This is a genomic window from Uliginosibacterium sp. 31-12, assembly GCF_030548425.1.
GTDB lineage: Bacteria > Pseudomonadota > Gammaproteobacteria > Burkholderiales > Rhodocyclaceae > Uliginosibacterium > Uliginosibacterium aquaticum.
Genome location: NZ_JAUOOA010000009.1, coordinates 121224 through 135514, shown reverse-complemented (window position 1 = coordinate 135514; position 14291 = coordinate 121224). Strand labels below are relative to the sequence as shown.

Sequence of the window (14291 nt, the reverse complement as noted above, 5' to 3'; positions counted from 1 at the left end):
CAAAATCGGAACGTCACTCTTGAATTAACGTTCCAGACTGGATGGTAGGCCGGCGAACTACGACGCCTAATTCGGTGACGATATTCGGAACACCCCGCGGGCGAAGGCTATGCCCTGCAGGGTGGGTCCATGGCGTTGTGCAGACTACTTGCCCTGAGTCTTGACCGTCGCCAGCCTCGTCACGCCGATGTACCAAGGCATTTTGAAGTCCTTCAGGTCACGGCGAACGTGATCCTTGGCGTCAATCCAGAACGCAGGGTCGATCACGCAGCAGTCACCGGTCTTGGCGCCCGGCGAACTCGGGGTTCGGACAAACAGCACAGCACGCCCCAGCTCGGTCTCATCCAAGTAGTCGGTCAAGCAGATGGCGATGTTGTGCTCGATGTCTGTATAGGACTCGCTGCTTCGCCAGATCGACCCCGAAAACCCGAGCGGCACCAGCACCTTGGAGATCAGCGCATCATCGTGGAACCAGTACGGCCCGTGATCGGGGATGTGGCCGTAGTCAATCGCAACCTTCTTGACCTCCTCGATGGTCTTACCGGTCAGGGTGGCGATACAGGCCCACATGCAGTCAAAGTCTGACTTCTGCTGAACACGCTTGTACGGAGGCTGTGCGGGTGAAGTGGTAGGTACGTTGGTGGCCATGTTGGCGCTCCTTTTCAAAGTGAATGGGCGCACGACAACACCGCCGACTGGCAGAACGTCAGATGTGAGGCTGGGAGTGATGCTTGGCCGAATGAGTCCGAGCGGACCACCAAGCGGAATTGCTGTGCGGTAGCCGGTATCGACCGGCTACCGTCAGTAAGCCACGGGCAGCGGCGAAGATCACGCACCGTTCAACTTTGCACGCCTTGCCACTTTTTGCGCGAGCCGGGTGCAGCCCGCAGCCTTGGCCGATCAGATTGGCCGAGCCATGACGATGATGTAGTCCTTGTCCTGGTATTTCAGATCAGACTTCGCAAAGTCAAAGCTGACGGCTTTCACGACGCCATCATCATCCGCGTAGAGATTGAAAGTGCCAGAACCGACGCCGGTCTGTTTCGGCCCGATCTTGAGGCGGGTATCGTCATCGCTCTTCGGGAAGTCGGACGAATCAATGATCCTCACCTGATACTGCGTCAGGCTCCACGACTTCGAGAAAAACTTGTTGCTGACGCGCTTGGGCGTGCCATCAAGCATCAGGGCATGGCCGTTGGCCTGCACCTTGCGCGTGGCCGAGAAGGCCGAACTGCACGTAAACTACGTGGGTGGGATTGAACGAGGCGAGCGGAACGCAACGATCCGCAACATCAAGAAACTCGCCAAGGCACTGGGCGTGCCTATGAGCGTGCTGGTGGATGAGTCCGCCACCGCACCGAGTGCGCAGCCGTAGTCGTTGCTACGTTACAGGCTGTTGCGCCAAGACACCATCAGCATTCAACTTCGGCAGCCTATTCAGTTTTCGACGCAAGGTCGCTCAAATCAGCCCCGGCCGGACGAGGGGATTCTTTCGCTTTCTCGTCCAAAAAATCAGCCCACCATTGCATCATTTCACGGCGCTTGGGCAAATACTCCGCGTGATCGTAGCTCGCTTTAGACTTGTTTTTTTCGGTATGGGCGAGCTGTCTTTCTATGACATCGGTCGGCCACCCTTTTTCGTGCAGAATTGTCGATGCAGAGCCTCGAAACCCATGCCCTGTCACGCGTCCTTTGAAGCCCATCAGTTCAATAGCGCGAAGAACCGTTGTTGAGGTGATGCAGTCTGAAGGCCGACGTACATTCGGAAACAAGTAAGCAGAATTACGCCAGTTCATCTTTTGTAGTTGCTTGAGTATTTCCACTGCTTGCGACGACAAAGGAACAATGTGCTGGCGGCGCGCCTTCATTTTCCCGCCAGGAATCCGCCAGATTTTTTCGCGTAAATCGAACTCACTCCACTCGGCACGCCGCAACTCTCCAGTGCGAACAAACGTCAGCAACAACAACTCCACGGCCAACGGCACCAAGCCAAAGCCCTTGTAGGCTTTCAATGCTCGCAAAAACTCAGGGAGTTCGTTCTCCACTAGGTGCGCGTGATGCTTGGTAGCGGGCATCTTGATCGCCCCGCGTAGCGCGTAAGTTGGATCATCGTCGCGCATCAAGTTAGCGATGGCGTAACGCATGATGCCCCCCGCCCATTGCCGGATAAGCTTCGCAATGGACTTCGCCCCACGACCCTCAACCTTTTTGATGGCTTGCAGTATGTGGCGACTAGTCACCAGCTTGATTGGCAGCTCGCCGTAGGTGTCGAGCAGGTCTTGCTTCAAAAAGCGCTCCACTTGGCGCTTGTACGAAGGACTCCAACTCGCGGCGTTCTCTGCTTGCCACTTGGCGGCAACAACAGCCAGCGTCAGATCGCGCTCTTCTGTTTCCACAAGAGCAGCAAGCTTGCGCTCTTTGGTTGGGTTGAGGCCCTTACGCACCAGAACGCACGCTTCATCGCGAAGCCTGCGGGCTTCAGCCAAGGACACATCATCGTATGCGCCTATCGTATAGATCCCGCCCTTTTTCGACGTAATCCAATAGCGATACAGCCACACCTTTGCCCCGCTAGGCCGGACCTCCAAATGAAGGCCATCTCCATCGAGAAGCCGATACGGCTTGTCCTGGGCTTTGGCCTGGCGAACTTTGGTATCTGTCAGCAATTGCACCGTACAAACCTCGTAATCGACAACGTTTGTACGGCATTTTATACGGCAAAAAAACGGCTGGTATAGAAAAACAACAAACCCCAGCGGAAACCAACGAAAAACAAAACCCTTTAATTACAACACTTTGCAGACAACCACGAACCAACACAGAACTCCGCGTACATCAATGTCGATTTTCGATCATCAACAACATGGTCATTTCCTTTGCATGAGGCCGGCGCCCTGCGCCGGCCGCCGGGGCTCAGCGCCGCGCGGCAAGAATCTCGGTGACGGCTTGAGGCGTGATCGCCCCGTGCTCGCCCAATTTCAGGAAGCCGTGACGCTCGAGGCGGGCCGGAACCCGACTCGGCGCCTCATTGGTCCCGGCCACGCCGTAAAGGCCCAGATGGGTGTGCACGCCCAGCGACTCGAAGAAGGCTTCGGTGGCCGCGATCGCGCGCTCGATGCGCTCGTCTTCGCTGCCTTCGCGGATGCCCCAGATGCGCTCGGCGTATTGCAGCAGCTTGGCGCGCTTGGCTTCCTTCTGGTGACGCAGCACGCCCGGCAGCACCACGGCCAGGGTCTGGGCGTGATCCAGCCCGTACTCGGCGGTAAGCTCGTGGCCGATCATGTGGGTCGCCCAGTCCTGCGGCACGCCGCAACCGATCAGGCCGTTGAGCGCCAGCGTGGCGCTCCACACCTGGCTGGCACGCGCGGCGTAGTCCTGCGGATGCGCCAGAGTCTGCGGGCCAACCTCGATCAGGGTGTGCAGGATGCCTTCGGCGAAGCGGTCCTGCAGCGGAGCCTCGGCCGGGTAGGTCATGTACTGCTCCATGGTGTGCACGAAGGCATCGACGATGCCATTGGCAACCTGGCGCGGCGGCAGACTGTAAGTCGTCTCAGGGTCCAGCACGGCGAACTGCGGGTAGCAGTGTTCGCTGCCGAAACCGAGCTTGTCGCCGCTCGATTCGCGCGAGATGACTGCGAAGGTGTTGGATTCCGAGCCGGTGGCCGGCAGGGTCAGCACCACGCCCAGCGGCACGGCAGAAGAAACCGGGGCGCGCTTGGCCAGCATGTCCCACGGATCGGCGCCATCGAAGCGCGCGGCGGCGGCGATGAACTTGCTGCCGTCGGCCACCGAGCCGCCGCCCACGGCAAGGATGAAGTCCACGCCTTCGCTTTTGACGAGCGCGACCGCCTTCATCAAGGTTTCGTAGCGCGGGTTGGCCTCGATGCCGCCGAACTCAAGCCAGGCGTGCGCTTTCAGCGCGGCCTTGACCTGGTCATAGACGCCATTTTTCTTGATGCTGCCGCCGCCATAGGTGACGAGCACCTTGGCACCAGCGGGAATCAGGCCGGCAATCGCGGCGATCTGGCCCTTGCCGAAGAGGATGCGGGTCGGGTTGTAGTAACTGAAGTTCTGCATGGCTTTCACTCCTTGGAGGTGGCTTGAAGTAGCAATGGATTCGAGCTTCAGGAACTGATCTTGGTATCCAGCCCGCTCTCGGCGATCTCGGCTGCACGGATCACCGCACGCGCCTTGTTCAGGGTTTCCTGCCATTCGGATTCGGGATCCGAATCGGCCACGATGCCGGCGCCCGCCTGCACATGAAGCTGGCCGTTGGCGATCACGGCGGTGCGGATGGCGATTGCCACATCCACGTCGCCATCAAAACCAATGTAGCCGCAAGCACCGGCGTAGATGCCGCGCTTGACCGGCTCCAGCTCGTCGATGATCTGCATCGCCCGTACCTTCGGCGCCCCGCTCACCGTACCGGCCGGGAAGGTGGCGCGCAGCACGGCCAGCGCCGCGGCGCGCTTGTCCTGCCCTTCCGGCAACAGGCCTTCCACGTTGGACACGATGTGCATGACGTGCGAGTAACGCTCGATGGTGAACTGCTCAGTGACCTTCACCGTGCCGGTGGCGGCCACGCGGCCCACGTCGTTGCGGCCCAGATCGAGCAGTTGCAGGTGCTCGGCGAGCTCCTTGCGGTCGGCCAGCAGATCCTTTTCAAGGGCCAGATCTTCCTCATGCGTGGCGCCGCGCTTGCGCGTGCCGGCGATGGGCCGCACGGTCACGAGCTGCTGCTCGCCTTCGTTTTCGAGCTTCACCAGAATCTCCGGCGAAGAGCCGACGACATGGAAGTCCTCGAAGTTGAAGTAGAACATGTAGGGCGAAGGGTTCAGCGCGCGCAGGCTGCGATACAGCGCCATCGGGCTGGCCGCAAAGGGCTTGCTCATGCGCTGGCTCAGCACCACCTGCATGATGTCGCCCTCGATGATGTAGTCCTTGGCGCGCTGCACGGCGGCCTTGAAGGCCTCCTGACCGAAGCTCGACACAGCCGGCTGCGGCGTGGCGCAGGTATCTGCCGGGATCTCGACCGGCTCGCGCAGCTTCGCGACCAGCTCGGCCAACCGGCGCTGGGCACGCTTGTACGCGCCCGGGACTTCCGGCTCGGCATACACCACCAGGGTCAGCTTGCCGGAGAGGTTGTCGACGATCGCGATCTCTTCGGAGAGCAGCAGCGCAATGTCCGGCATGCCCATCTCGTCCTTCGCTTCATGCTTGGCCAGCTTGGGCTCGATGTAGCGCACCGTGTCGTAGCCGAAGCAGCCGACCAGGCCGCCGCAGTAACGCGGCAGGCTGAACTTGGGCGGCACCTTGATGCGCTGCATGAACTCGCCGACGTAGGCCAGCGGATCGCCGTAGTCGCGGCGCTCGACGATGCGGTCGCCTGAGAGCAGCAGCACCGTGCGATCGCGCACCTCGATGCGGGTGTGGGCACGCAGGCCGATGATGGAATAGCGGCCAAAGCGCTCACCGCCCTGCACCGATTCGAGCAGGTAGGTGTAGGGCTCGTTGGCGAGCTTGAGATAGATGGAGAGCGGCGTATCGAGATCAGCAAAGGTCTCGACGGTGAGCGGGATGCGGTTGTAACCCTGCGCGGCAAGCGCGAGGAATTCTTGTTCGGTCATCATGACTCCGGTTTCGGCAATTTCAGGAAATACCCGGCCGGCGCGTGCCGACCCGTGACGCAACACTCAGCGAGTGCGCCATGAACTCCCGTTGCGCCGCCAACCACAGGCTACGCAAATCGGGAGGATCTCCTCTGCGAGAAACAGGCTTTTGCTTGTCACGATGATGAAATTCGGGGAAAACCGCGCTCAGGCAAGCAGAGCGGGCAATTCAGTGAAGCTCGATAGTAACCCGTCGCAATCTTCAGTGTCCACGGGCACTCCCTCGTTGTAACCGTAGGTCATCAGCAGCACCGGGATGCCCGCGCGGCGGGCGCACAGGGCATCGTTGCCGGAGTCACCGACCATCAGGGCTGCCTCGCGCGACACACCGAGCTGCTCGCAGGCATGCCACAGCGGCTCGGGCTCCGGCTTCTTCTGCGCCAGGGTGTCGCCACCGATCAGCACGTCGAAAAACCCGCCCAGCCCCAGCTCGTCCAGCAGCGGCGCGATGAAGGCTTCGGCCTTGTTGGTCACCACGCCGAGCTTGAGGCCGCGGGCCTTCAGGACAGGCAGGGTCTCGACCACGCCAGGGTAGGCGCGGGTGAGCAGGCCGTTGGTGTCCTCATAGTGGCGCATGAAAAGCGCCACTGCCTCTGCCAGGCGCTCCGGTGCGACCGGGTTGCGCCCCATCGTAAGCGCGCGCTCGACCATGGTCGGAATGCCCTTGCCGACGTAGGTGGCGACTTCCGCATCGGTGCGCGTAGCCTCGCCCAGATCACGCAGCATGCGGCGCGCGGCCTCGGCCAGATCCGGCACGGAATCGACGAGGGTGCCATCGAGGTCAAAGAAAATGGCGCGGGGAGCAAAGGATTTCATGCCGGGCTTTCAAACTCGCGGAATCGTACGGTGGGGCGGCTCATTGTTGCTGCTGGGCGCGCTGGGGAGCCTGCGTGTCACACGGCTCCGGAGCCTGCTTCTGCGGGGGTGGCAGACTGCTCACGCTCAGACTTTGGCGAGCTCGGCGCGCATCGCGGCGATCACCGAGTCGTAACGGTTCGGGTCAGAATCCTTGCCGGCACCGAACACCGCCGAGCCGGCCACGAAAGTATCGACACCGGCCGCGGCGATCTCGGCGATGTTGGCGGGCTTCACGCCACCGTCGATCTCGAGGCGGATGCGACGACCGGACTCACGCTCGTAGGCATCCAGCTTGGCGCGTGCCTCACGAATTTTCGGCATCGTTGCAGGAATGAAGGTCTGACCACCAAAACCCGGATTGATCGACATCAGCATGATCAAATCGATCTTGTCCAACACATAGTCGATGTAATGCAGGGGTGTGGTCGGGTTGAAAACCAGCCCCGCCTGACAGCCGTGATCGCGGATCAGCTGCAGGGTGCGATCCACGTGGCGCGAGGCTTCGGGGTGGAAGGTGATGATGTTGGCGCCGGCCTTGGCGAACATCGGCACCAGCGCATCCACCGGCTCCACCATCAGGTGCACGTCGATCGGCGCCGTGGTGCAGGGCCTGATCGCCTCACAGACCAGCGGGCCGATGGTAAGGTTGGGCACATAGTGATTGTCCATCACGTCGAAGTGCAGCCAGTCGGCGCCGGAAGCAATCACCTTTTCAACCTCATCGCCGAGGCGGGCGAAGTTGGCAGAGAGCAGGCTAGGGGCAAGGATGAAGGAACGGTCTGACATGATCTGGCCCTGAGGGACGGCAAAGCCGTATTATCCCAGTCGCCCCCCGCCACAAGCCAGCAAAAAAATGAGTCTCCCAAAGTACCGCATCACCATCAGCGCCCAGCCCCGCTACTTGCCCGAGCAGTCGGACCCGACCGAGCCGCGCTATGCCTTTGCCTATCACATCACGATCCGCAACGAAGGCACACTCAGCGCCAAGCTGATCAGCCGCCACTGGTTCATCACCGACGCCCACGGCAACACCGAGGAGGTGGAAGGTGAAGGCGTGATCGGCGAACAACCCTTGCTGGCGCCCGGCGAGAGCTTCGAGTACACCAGCGGCTGCCCGCTCGCCACGCCCTTTGGCAGCATGCGCGGCAGCTATCACTTCGTGGCCGAAGACAGCATGCAGTTCGACGCTGAAATCCCCGAATTTTTTCTGGTCGGGCCGCGCACCCTGCACTAAAAGTCGATTCACGGACCTTCGTACCGTGTAGCAGTTCACGCTTGTTACCCGTCACCTCCTGATCTAGGTTGATTAGGGCCTTTTCTGCCACACGGCAGCTCAGGCCCTTTTCAGACACAAGCGGCAAACGGAAATCACCGCCAAGCCGCACGCTCAGGAGACAAGCAATGCACAAGACCTTATGGCTGGCCGCTGCCAGCCTGACGCTGTTCGCGGGCAGCGCCAGCGCCGCCAATCGGCCCAGCGGCTACGTAACCCTCTGCAGCGAGGGCAAGACCTGTACGGTCGCCACTGCGACCAATGTGGCCTTCGGCCGCTCAGACCAGTTCTTCTACAAGACCCTCACCGGCAGTTTCGCCTGCAGCGAGGCCACCTTCGGCGGACGGATTGCCGGCGGCGTGAATGAATGCTCGATTCCCAACGGCAGCGCTAGCTCGAGCGCAGCCAGCTCTTCGGCGCAAAGCAGCAGCGCCGTGGCCAGCAGCGCCGCACGCAGCTCTGTCGCTTCTTCGGCGGCCTCTTCGGCAACGGTAACGTCCGCTGCATCATCCGCCGCATCCAGTGCGGTCGCCTCCTCCGGCAGCAGCAGCTGGCCTGCCAGTACCAGTACCCGCCCGCAACTCTCGGACACGGTCGCAGCGGCCTACGATGTGGATCAGTACCTCGCAGCTGCCGGCACCGTCGGCAAACTCGTGACCGACAACTGGAAGCCGCGTAGCAGCGTGATCAGCATGCCGGCCACGCCGGACTATCTGGTGGCCAAATCCGGCGCCACCTACAGCACGGTGCAGGCGGCCATCACCGCGGCCACCCTGGCTGGCAAGACCACGCGGCAGTACATCAAGGTGATGCCCGGCACCTATAACGAGCTGGTGATCGTGCCCAAGGGCCTCACCGTGACACTCTATGGTGGTGGCAGCGATCCAGCCCAGACCGTGATCGCCCTGCCCACGGCCGCCAAACTCACCGGCAGCCAGTACGCGGCGCTGGCCAATCCGGGCAGTGCCGTGTTCACCAGCAGCACGCCCAGCTCGATCAAGGCCACCTATGACGCCTGCGCCGCGAAGAGCGGCAGCATCGGCACCACCTGCTCCGCCCTCTTCGTGGTGAACGCCGACAACTTCGAAGCCACCAACCTCACGATCCAGAACACCTGGAGCGAATCAGCCAACGGCGAATCGCAGGCCGTGGCGCTGATGGTGGTGGGCGATCGCAACCTGTTCTACAAGACCCGCCTGCTCGCCAACCAGGACACGCTGTATGTGAAATCGACGGCCGTGGATGTGGTTGCACGCAGCTACTTCGCCCAGAGTTACATTGAGGGTGATACCGATTTCATCTTCGGGCGCGGCACGGCGGTGTTCGACAAGAGCACGATCTTCTTCACCCGGGTGCGCAAGAGCAGCAGCACCATAGGCGCCCCCAGCACGTATGGCACACACCCCTACGGCTTCCTGTTCACCGGCTGCACCTTCTCGGCCGATGCGGGCGCGGCCACGATCTCGCTGGCGCGGCAATGGCCGGAATCGTCCAGCGCCGGGGTGACCATCGGCAAGATGATCGTGCGCGAGTCCTACCTCAGCGCCGAGATCAAGAACCCGCCGTGGGCTGACTGGAGCAGCAGCAACCCGGTCCAGTACGGCACGGCAGCCAAACCTTATCTGGCCGAGTACCACAACAGCGGCCCGGGCGCAGCCCAGTAAGAGCGACCAGCCCGGCCAGACGGAGCGTCTGTGGGCGCTCCGTTTGCGTTTGAGCTTGCGGACAAGCCCCTATTCGCTGGCTTCGCGCAGATCCGGCACACTCGCGCCAATTCCTGCACGAGAGCCACCCATGCCTGCCCACCGCCTGAAGCGCCATGCCACCCGACTGCTACTGGGCGCGTGCGCGCTGCTGGCTGCCTGCGCCCTGCCTGCTGGCGCCCCAGAAGCCCCGCTACCGGCAAAGACTTCAGCCAGCCTGCCCGATCACCCGCGCCTGATTGCAACCCCGGCGGATTGGAACGCGCTGGCCGGCCGCCGCGCGGCGGATCCCGACCTCGATCGACTCATCACACTGCTACTCGAGCGGGCCCGTGGCGATCTGAAGCGCGAGCCACTCGAACGCAAGCTGGAGGGACGCCGGCTACTCAGCGTATCGCGCGAATTCATCCGCCGCACCCTGCTGTGGAGCTTTGCCTGGCGTCTCACCCATGAGCACGTCTTCCTTGAGCGCGCCCGCCGCGAAATGCTCACGGTGGCGGCTTTCCCGGACTGGAATCCGAGCCATTACCTCGATGTGGCCGAGATGACGGCGGGCCTCGCACTCGGCTACGACTGGCTCTATCACGATCTACCGGCACAGGAGCGCGCGATCCTGCGCCGCGCGCTCGTCGACAAGGGCATTGCCCAGGCCCGCCACGGCCACAAGACCTTCGGCATGACGAACAACTGGGGTCAGGTATGTATCGCTGGCATGGTGCTCGGCGCCCTGGCCGTGGAGGAGGATGAGCCCGAACTCGCCCGCGATCTGCTGGCCGCCGCCCACAAGAATGCCTTTATCGCGCTGGACGCCTACCAACCAGACGGCATCTATCCGGAAGGCCCTTCCTACTGGACCTACGGCAGCAGCTACGAAACCCTGCTGATCGCAGCCCTGCGCAGCAGTCTGGGAACAGACTGGGGCCTGCTCGAGGCACCCGGCCTCAAACGCAGCGCGGAATTCTTTGCTCAGGCCATCAGCCCCAGCGGCCGGCAATTCAACTTTGCCGATAGCGGCGAGGGGCAGGAACTGGCACCGCCGCTCTTCTACCTCGCGCGTGAGCTGCAACAGCCAGCGCTGATCGACGCCAAACGCCAGATGATCCGCAACAAGCAAGGTCTCTCCGAGCGTTACGCCCCGCTGATCGCCCTGTGGTGGCCCAAGCCCGAAAACGCCCGCCCCGTCGCGCTCAGCTTCGCCGGCCAGGGCCCGCAACCTCTGGCGATCTGGCGCTCGGCCTGGTCCGACCCAAACGCGCTCTACTTCGCCATCAAGGGCGGCGGCGCCCATCACAACCATGCGCACATGGACGCAGGCAGCTTCATCCTCGAACTGGATGGCATCCGCTGGGCCAAGGATCTGGGCATGCAGGACTACTACTCGCTGGAGAGCCGCGGCATCGATCTGTGGAACATGCAGCAGGCTTCGCCGCGCTGGCAGGTATTCCGGATCGGCAGTGACGCGCACAACACGCTCACCCTCGATGGCAGCCTGCACAACGCACGGGGCATGGCCACGCTGCAGTTGCAAGGCAGCCACGAAGCCCTGCTTGATCTCAGCCCGGTCTTCCTGCCGGGGCAAGTCAGCCAGGCCACCCGCCGGGCCCGCATCGAAGGGCAGCGCGTCACCCTCAGCGACACGTTCAGCGGCGCCACGCCCGGCCTCCAGATCCGTTGGGCCATGAGCACCGAGGCCGCAATCCGCCTCGATGGCCAGGAGGCCATCCTGAGCCAGGCCGGCAAGACCCTCCATATCCGCTTCAGTGGCCAGCCGGTAACTCTGGCGGTGCGCGACATCGCCCAACCGCCCTCAGCCGTAGATGCCGCCAATCCAAACGTGCGCCAGCTCATCGCCACTGCGCCCGCGGCGAGCGATGGCAGCTGGCAGCTGAGCGCCCGGTTCTCGCGCGACTGAGCCCAAGCGGCAGCTGCCGCCCGTCACACTGCCCGCATGGGCGAGCCAGTTTTCCACGCCCCTCGCCGTTAAGGACGGGTAGACCTGGAAAAGGAGTCGCCATGCTGCGCCCACTGCACGCCCTGCTGCTGAGCTGTCTGCTGCACGCCCCGCTCGGCTGGAGTGCCGACGGGCCGGACTGCTCGCGCGCCTTCACCCTGGCCCTGCACGAACATGGTCAGCTCTACGCCTCGCCCAGCGACAGCGGCATCGACCGCGACATCGCCGACGAGCTGATCCGCCGCAGCGGCTGCAAAGTCACCGTCACCCTGATCCAGCGCGCACGCATCTGGCAGCTGATCGAATCCGGCGCACTGGATTTCAGCCTCTCCGGCATCAGCAACGCCGAGCGCGACAAGTTCGCCGGGTTCGCCTGGTATTTCTCCAACAAGTATTACCTGTTGGTGCGCCGCGATGCCGAAGTGGCCAAGATCAGTGACTTCGCCCGCAATCGCGAACTGCAGCTGGGCGCCATCCGCGGCTTCCGCTATAGCGCTACGGCCAACGCCTTGGTCGACCAGCTCGCCGAAACCCAGCGCGTAAGCTATGCCTCCGGCCTGGAGCCGCTCTACCAGCTGCTCCAGGCTAGGCGCATCCAGGGCATGATCATCGAACCCTTCGACTATCCGGCAATTGAAAGCGACAAGATCCGCGAAATCAGCCAGATCCTCGAATTCGGCGATGCGCCGGTGCCACATGGCCTGATCATGTCGAAGAAGTCACTGAGCACGAGCGAGCAGGACAAGTGGCGCGCGCTGATCCGCGCCATGCGTGCAGACGGCAGCACCCGGCGCATCTTCGAGAAGTACTTCCCGGCCGAGCTGGCGCGCACGCTGACGGAGTTCAAGGACTGACATGAACCCCGCACGCCGGCACCTTCCCGTCGTGCTGGTGTTGCTCATCGCCCTGGGCAGCACCTGGCTGGCCTGGCGCCATGAACAGGAGGTATCCGAGCGCTGGCTGCGGGCGCGTTTTGACGACAGCCTGCGCGACACCACGGCCCGCATCGTGCAGCGCATGAGCGCCTACGAGCAGATGCTGCGCGGCGTACAGGGCTTTTACGCCGGTTCCGGTGAGGTCACCCGGCAGGGCTTCACCGCCTATGTGAACACCTTGCAGCTGGGCGCCGACTTCGCCGGTATCCAAGGCGTCGGCCAGATCACCCTGACCCCTGCCGCAGAACTGCCCACCCTGCTCAAGCAACTGCACCGGCAGGGCCTTGCGGACTACAGCATCACCCCGCCCGGCGAGCGCGCGCTGTACACCCCGATCATTCAGGTCGAACCCTTCAGCGGCCGCAATCGCATGACCCTCGGCTTCGATCCTTACACCGTACCGGAGCTACGCGCCGTCATGGAGGCCGCGCGGGACTCCGGCATGCCCCGCATCACCGGCAAACTTCCGCAATTGCTCGATCCAGCCAACGGCCGGGCGCCCTCCGTAATCCTCTGTGCCCCCCTGTTCCGGCAGGGCAGCAGCATCCGCACCCTGGCGGAGCGCCGCGCCAGCCTCATCGGCTGGATCTATGCCCCGGTCCATCTGGATGAAATGATGGCTAGCCTGTACGGCGACACAGACTCCGACATCCTCATCCACGTCCACGATGGCGTCGAGCCCAGTACCGACAATCTGCTCTTCAGCTCACACCCCGCCGAGACCAAACCGCCACGCCTTTACGCAGCCGAGTATCTCGAAATCGGCGGTCGCAACTGGGTCATCGAAGCCAGCACCCTGCCCGGCTTCGTCACCCGCGTCGGCCACAGCGACGCCACCACCATAGCCATCAGCGGCCTCTGCCTGAGCCTGTTGCTGGCCGTGCTGGCGCGCATCCTCGCCACCGCTCGCCAGCTCGCCCTCCGGCTGGCCCAGCAAATGACCGAAGACCTGCGTAGTAGCGAAGAGCGCTGGAAGTTCGCCCTCGAAGGCGCCGGCGATGGCGTGTGGGACCGTGATCTGGTCGGTGATGCCGCCTTCTACTCGCGCCGCTGCCTGGAGATTTTCGGTTACGAACCGGACGAGATCGCCCCGCATCGCCAGGAATGGGTCGAGCGCATCCACCCGGACGACCGCGCTGCCGCCCTCGCCGCTACCGCGGCCTGCATCAAGGGCCACCAGGAAAGCTTTTCCAGCGAATACCGGTTGCGCTGCAAGGATGGCCGCTGGAAATGGGTGCTCGCGCGCGGCCGCGTCATGCGCCGCAGCGCCGATGGCAAGGCCTTGCGCCTGCTCGGTACGATCTCCGATATCGACGCGCGCAAGGCCAGTGAAGAGCAGATCCGCCACATGGCCCAGCACGACTCCCTCACCGGCCTGCCCAACCGCGCCCTGTTTGCCGACCGCCTGCAACAGGCACTGAGCCTGGTCCACCGCGACCACGCCCACCTCGCGCTGTTCTTCGTCGATCTCGATGAATTCAAGGCCATCAATGACCACTTCGGTCACGCCACCGGAGATCTGCTGCTGCAGGAAGCGGCCCGCCGCATGCACGAATGCATCCGCGCCTCCGACACCGTCGGGCGCATCGGCGGCGACGAATTCGTCGTCCTGCTGCCCAGCCTGAGCAGCGTTGAAGACGCCCGCCACGTCGCCGAAAAAATCCGTCAGGCCCTGGCCACCCGCTTTGCAATCGGTGGCCACGCGCTACGCATCTCGGCCAGCATCGGCATCGCCTGCTACCCCGAGCATGGCGACAGCGAGAGCCGCCTGTGGAGCATCGCCGATGCAGCCATGTACGCCGCCAAGGCCCGTGGCGGCAACCGGGTGGAGCTGGCCGGCGGCAGCCCAGCACACGCAGTTCTGACGCCACCGACGGACTTGCCTATCATCACGCCCTGATT

At 63.1% G+C, this 14291-nt stretch carries 13 protein-coding genes; 6 read left to right on the top strand and 7 right to left on the bottom strand.

Annotated elements, in window-relative coordinates; all coding sequences use genetic code 11:
- Positions 1-144 precede the first annotated feature (144 nt).
- Together Q3Y64_RS16435 and Q3Y64_RS16430 are read right to left on the bottom strand one after the other, a co-directional pair.
- Positions 145-648 (bottom strand): hypothetical protein, encoded by a 504-nt coding sequence (locus tag Q3Y64_RS16435; protein WP_303563467.1) that lies wholly within the window; start codon positions 646-648, stop codon positions 145-147.
- A gap of 252 nt (positions 649-900) precedes the next feature.
- Positions 901-1182, bottom strand: coding sequence for a hypothetical protein (locus tag Q3Y64_RS16430; RefSeq protein ID WP_303563465.1), 282 nt, complete (start codon positions 1180-1182; stop codon positions 901-903).
- A 13-nt stretch (positions 1183-1195) separates the two neighbouring features.
- Between Q3Y64_RS16430 and Q3Y64_RS16425 the strand changes: the two genes are divergently transcribed.
- Entirely contained in the window at positions 1196-1375 is a 180-nt protein-coding gene (locus Q3Y64_RS16425; RefSeq protein ID WP_303563463.1) for a helix-turn-helix domain-containing protein, read from the top strand.
- 58 nt (positions 1376-1433) lie between these two features.
- Here the strand turns inward: Q3Y64_RS16425 and Q3Y64_RS16420 are convergent, their stop codons facing one another.
- The 5 genes from Q3Y64_RS16420 to rpe form a co-directional block, all read right to left on the bottom strand.
- Positions 1434-2672 carry a tyrosine-type recombinase/integrase gene (locus Q3Y64_RS16420; RefSeq protein WP_303563461.1) on the bottom strand — a complete coding sequence of 413 codons (1239 nt, stop codon included), beginning with the start codon at positions 2670-2672 and terminating at the stop codon, positions 1434-1436.
- A 241-nt stretch (positions 2673-2913) separates the two neighbouring features.
- Positions 2914-4077 carry an iron-containing alcohol dehydrogenase gene (locus Q3Y64_RS16415; protein WP_303563459.1) on the bottom strand — a complete coding sequence of 388 codons (1164 nt, stop codon included), beginning with the start codon at positions 4075-4077 and terminating at the stop codon, positions 2914-2916.
- 47 nt (positions 4078-4124) lie between these two features.
- Positions 4125-5627 carry an anthranilate synthase component I gene (gene trpE, locus Q3Y64_RS16410; protein WP_303563577.1) on the bottom strand — a complete coding sequence of 501 codons (1503 nt, stop codon included), beginning with the start codon at positions 5625-5627 and terminating at the stop codon, positions 4125-4127.
- Between the two features lie 189 nt (positions 5628-5816).
- Positions 5817-6485, bottom strand: coding sequence for a phosphoglycolate phosphatase (locus Q3Y64_RS16405; RefSeq protein ID WP_101941607.1), 669 nt, complete (start codon positions 6483-6485; stop codon positions 5817-5819).
- Between the two features lie 126 nt (positions 6486-6611).
- On the bottom strand, positions 6612-7313 hold the full coding sequence (gene rpe, locus Q3Y64_RS16400; protein WP_101941608.1) for a ribulose-phosphate 3-epimerase: 702 nt from the start codon (positions 7311-7313) through the stop codon (positions 6612-6614).
- A gap of 67 nt (positions 7314-7380) precedes the next feature.
- Between rpe and apaG the strand changes: the two genes are divergently transcribed.
- The 5 genes from apaG (at position 7381) to Q3Y64_RS16375 (ending at position 14289) form a co-directional block, all read left to right on the top strand.
- The gene (gene apaG, locus Q3Y64_RS16395) at positions 7381-7761 is read left to right on the top strand and encodes a Co2+/Mg2+ efflux protein ApaG (RefSeq protein WP_101941609.1); all 381 of its coding nucleotides are present in this window, start codon (positions 7381-7383) and stop codon (positions 7759-7761) included.
- Between the two features lie 167 nt (positions 7762-7928).
- On the top strand, positions 7929-9464 hold the full coding sequence (locus Q3Y64_RS16390; RefSeq protein ID WP_303563455.1) for a pectinesterase family protein: 1536 nt from the start codon (positions 7929-7931) through the stop codon (positions 9462-9464).
- Between the two features lie 130 nt (positions 9465-9594).
- On the top strand, positions 9595-11415 hold the full coding sequence (locus Q3Y64_RS16385; protein ID WP_303563453.1) for a heparinase II/III family protein: 1821 nt from the start codon (positions 9595-9597) through the stop codon (positions 11413-11415).
- A gap of 101 nt (positions 11416-11516) precedes the next feature.
- The gene (locus Q3Y64_RS16380; RefSeq protein WP_303563451.1) at positions 11517-12308 is read left to right on the top strand and encodes an ABC transporter substrate-binding protein; all 792 of its coding nucleotides are present in this window, start codon (positions 11517-11519) and stop codon (positions 12306-12308) included.
- A gap of 1 nt (position 12309) precedes the next feature.
- A complete protein-coding gene (locus Q3Y64_RS16375; protein WP_303563450.1) occupies positions 12310-14289 on the top strand; it encodes a diguanylate cyclase in 1980 nt (659 codons plus the stop codon).
- Positions 14290-14291: the final 2 nt, after the last annotated feature.